2 protein-coding genes and 1 pseudogene are annotated in these 3,638 nt (G+C 43.2%); 1 reads left to right on the forward strand and 2 read right to left on the reverse strand.

Going from position 1 to position 3,638, the window contains the following annotated elements; translation table 11 throughout:
- Both pheT and pheS read right to left on the reverse strand, forming a co-directional pair.
- A partial coding sequence (gene pheT / locus B4F08_RS08820) for a phenylalanine--tRNA ligase subunit beta (protein WP_291374164.1) occupies positions 1-2,243 on the reverse strand: 2,243 nt, incomplete at its 3' end.
- Between the two features lie 132 nt (positions 2,244-2,375).
- The gene (gene pheS, locus B4F08_RS08825) at positions 2,376-3,356 is read right to left on the reverse strand and encodes a phenylalanine--tRNA ligase subunit alpha (protein WP_004979194.1); all 981 of its coding nucleotides are present in this window, start codon (positions 3,354-3,356) and stop codon (positions 2,376-2,378) included.
- A gap of 157 nt (positions 3,357-3,513) precedes the next feature.
- Between pheS and B4F08_RS17270 the strand changes: the two are divergent.
- Positions 3,514-3,638, forward strand: a pseudogene (locus B4F08_RS17270) (hypothetical protein); the annotation flags it as partial.

Genomic DNA, 3,638 nt, shown 5'->3' on the forward strand with positions numbered 1-3,638 from the left:
TCTTCAACGCCTTGCCCAGTGTACACATCGAACAACCAAGTCGAGTCTAAAAGCTCACCACCTGTTTTTTCGATAAGTTGCTGAATTTCACTTACATTTATCTTATCACTAATTAAAAGCGCAATATCACGTCTAACCGACGGAAAACGTGATAATTCTGTAAAATTAGATACATAAGTTTGCAAAACAGCCGATTGATCAAGTTCAGCCACCCAAGTTGTGCTCAAATCCAGTGCATCTTCTAAAGATGGATGTAATCGACCAAAGTAACCAATAGATTGACCATTGACTAAAACCTCAGCAGACTGACCCGGATGCAACCAACTACGTTCAGAGCGAACATATTCAACCTGCACACGACCTGCTGCCAATACTTCTTCAATTTCGCCTTTGAAATCAAAGAAATCCATAGCTTGAGGTTTAGCATGCCAAGTTTCTGACGTTTTTGCACCTGTTGCAATCACTGCAAGGGTAGGAATTTGTTTCAAATCATGAATAGATTCAGCATCTTGATAGTCGAAACGTAAGCCGAGTTCAAAGAAACGCACACGACTTTGTTGGCGGTTTACGTTATATTGCACACACGGAATCAAACTAGAAAGCAGTGTTGAACGCATTACTGCTAAATCGCTTGAAATCGGGTTAGCCAAAGCCAAAGGATTCACAGCCGCATTGAGTTGCTTCTCAAGCTTTAAGTCTGCAAAGCTAAAGCTAATTGCTTCTTGATAACCCAAAGTCACGAGGGTTTGACGAAGCTGAGCCACTTCAAATTGGTCTTGATATTGAGCCAATTGCGCTTCAATTTTTGGCAAACTGATTTGAATATTGTCATAACCATGAATACGCGCAACTTCTTCAATCAGGTCTTGGTAGATCGCCATATCATAACGGTGTGAAGGCGGAACCACTGACCACCGACCTTCTGCTTTAACCGTCACAGCACAACCTAAACGGGTCAATGCATCCGCAATAAATCCAGCATCTACGCGATAACCAAGCAATTGATCCACTTGCGCTTGTTCCAGCTCAATCGCTTCACGCTTCGGTAAAACTGCCGTTTGTTCTACAGTCGTAATCGGACCGAACTCACCACCCGCCAATTCTGCAATCAATTGTGATGCACGATGCATCGCGAGCATTGGTAATTCAAAATCGACACCACGTTCATAACGCTGCGACGCATCCGTATGTAAACCAAAACTACGCGCACGGCCCGCAATAGCTAATGGAGCAAAGAATGCAGACTCTAAGAAAATGTCCTGGGTTTCATCACTAACAGATGAGGACAAGCCACCCATGATGCCTGCAATCGCCAATGCTTTTTCATCATCCGCAATCACCATGACTTTTTCATTGAGCTCAACTTCTTGTTCATTCAGTAGAACCAATTTTTCAGTTGCATTCGCTTGACGAACTTGAACCGAACCTTGAATTTTCGCCGCATCAAAAGCATGTAATGGTTGACCCAACTCCATCAGTACATAGTTGGTAATATCAACCAAAATACTGTGCTGACGAATCCCTGAGCGAACCAAAGCACGTTCCATCCACTCTGGGGTTGCTGCTTTGGTATTCACATTTTTAATCACACGACCTAAATAGCGTGGGCAGCCTTCCGTGCTCACCACAACTTTTTTCTCATCGGCAATAGTTGCAGCTACAGCATTAATTTCAGGTGCAGTCACGGTCAGTTGATTAATCACCCCAATTTCACGAGCAATACCACGAATACTGAAACAGTCACCACGGTTTGGCGTAATGCTGATATCAATCACATGATCATCAAGCTGTAAATACTCACGAACATCCACACCGACAGGTGCATCTGTAGACAATTCTAAAAGACCATCAATTTTATCTTCTAAATCAATTTCAGACGCACCACACAGCATACCTTGTGATTCAATGCCACGAAGTTTGCCTTTTTTGATTTTGAAATCACCTGGAAGCACCGCACCAATGGTTGCCACAGGGGCCTTCATACCAACCCGTACGTTTGGCGCGCCACACACAATTTGCAATGGTTCACCTGAACCAATATTGACGGTTGTTACACGTAAACGGTCTGCATCAGGATGTTGTTCTACGGTCAACACCTCGCCAACCACTACGCCAGTGAACGGTTTTGCCGCAGGTGATAAATCATCGACCTCTAAACCTAGCATGGTCAGTTGGTCAGATAAAGTATTGCTATCAACGGCTGGGTTAACCCATGTACGCAACCAATTTTCGCTAATTTTCATTTTGTTAAAAACCTATAAATCTAAATTTTTGAATCCCCCTCTAACTCCCTCTTTTGGAAAAGAAGGAGAACCCCAAGTCATCACAAACAACTCCTCTCCTTCAAGGAGAGGCAGGGAGAGGTATAAATCTGTTTAAGCAAATTGGCGTAAGAAACGCACATCGTTTTGATAGAACATACGTAAGTCATTGATGCCATAACGAAGCATCGCAAAACGTTCCACACCTAGACCGAAAGCAAAACCTTTATATTTTTCAGGATCAATACCCGCAGCTTGCAATACATTCGGATGCACCATGCCACAACCAAGCACTTCTAACCATTTACCGCGCTCATCCATAATATCCACTTCAGCACTTGGCTCTGTGAATGGGAAATAAGACGGACGGAAACGCACTTTTAAGTCTTTTTCAAAAAATTCGTTTAACAGATTGACCAATAAACCTTTCAGTTCTGCAAAGCTAGTATTTTCAGCGACATACAAACCTTCAATTTGGTGGAACATTGGCGAATGCGTTTGGTCAGAGTCACAGCGGTATACACGACCCGGGCACACAATACGAATCGGGGGTTGCTGGGTTTCCATGGTACGAATCTGCACACCCGAAGTATGGGTACGTAGCAAATGTGTCGCATCGAAATAGAATGTATCGTGCATTGCACGCGCAGGGTGATGCCCTGGAATATTTAAAGCTTCAAAGTTGTGATAGTCATCTTCAACTTCTGGTCCAGTTTCAATCACAAAACCCGCTTTTGTAAAGAACTGACAAATCCGCTCTTGCACTTGAGTAACGGGGTGAATACTCCCAATCGTTTGACCGCGACCCGGTAAAGTAATATCAACCGTTTCACTTGCGAGTTTTTGTGCTAACGCTGCTTGTTGTAATTGTGTTTGGCGTTCAGTTAAAGCACCGGTAATCGCTTCGCGGACAGCATGAATTTGCGCACCAAAATTTTTACGCTCTTCAGGGTCCATTTTACCTAAAGCTTTTGATTGCTCAGCGAGCTGGCTTTTCTTACCCGTAAACTGCACTCGTACTTGATCGAGTGTAGCAAGGTCCTCTGCTGCTGCAATCGCAGCAAGCGCTTCAGTGGTCAGGGCTTCCAGTGACATAGTAACTCTCAAAGCAACAATTTATAAAATTAATAAAACCCCATATTCTATCAGTTTTTAAGCACGTTGATGAAGCTCTACGATCAGGAAAATTTGTTTAGTACATGGTTTTATAAACAGGTTAAGATAGGGCCACCACAGAAGAGAACAACAAACGATGTCGCTTGATCCTATTTGGCAACAACAACTTACTTTAGTTACTTATGGCAATGAATATTTGTGCCACAACCTAAGTTTCCAACGTTGGTTAGAACATGCCATTTTTGACCGACATTGCTTTCA

The sequence above is a fragment of the Acinetobacter sp. UBA6720 genome, from assembly GCF_002454215.1.
Lineage (GTDB): Bacteria > Pseudomonadota > Gammaproteobacteria > Pseudomonadales > Moraxellaceae > Acinetobacter.

Excerpts from the sequence above, each read along its gene's own strand:
- pheS (WP_004979194.1), bottom strand. The coding sequence starts at position 3,356 with ATGTCACTGGAAGCCCTGACCACTGAAGCGCTTGCTGCGATTGCAGCA.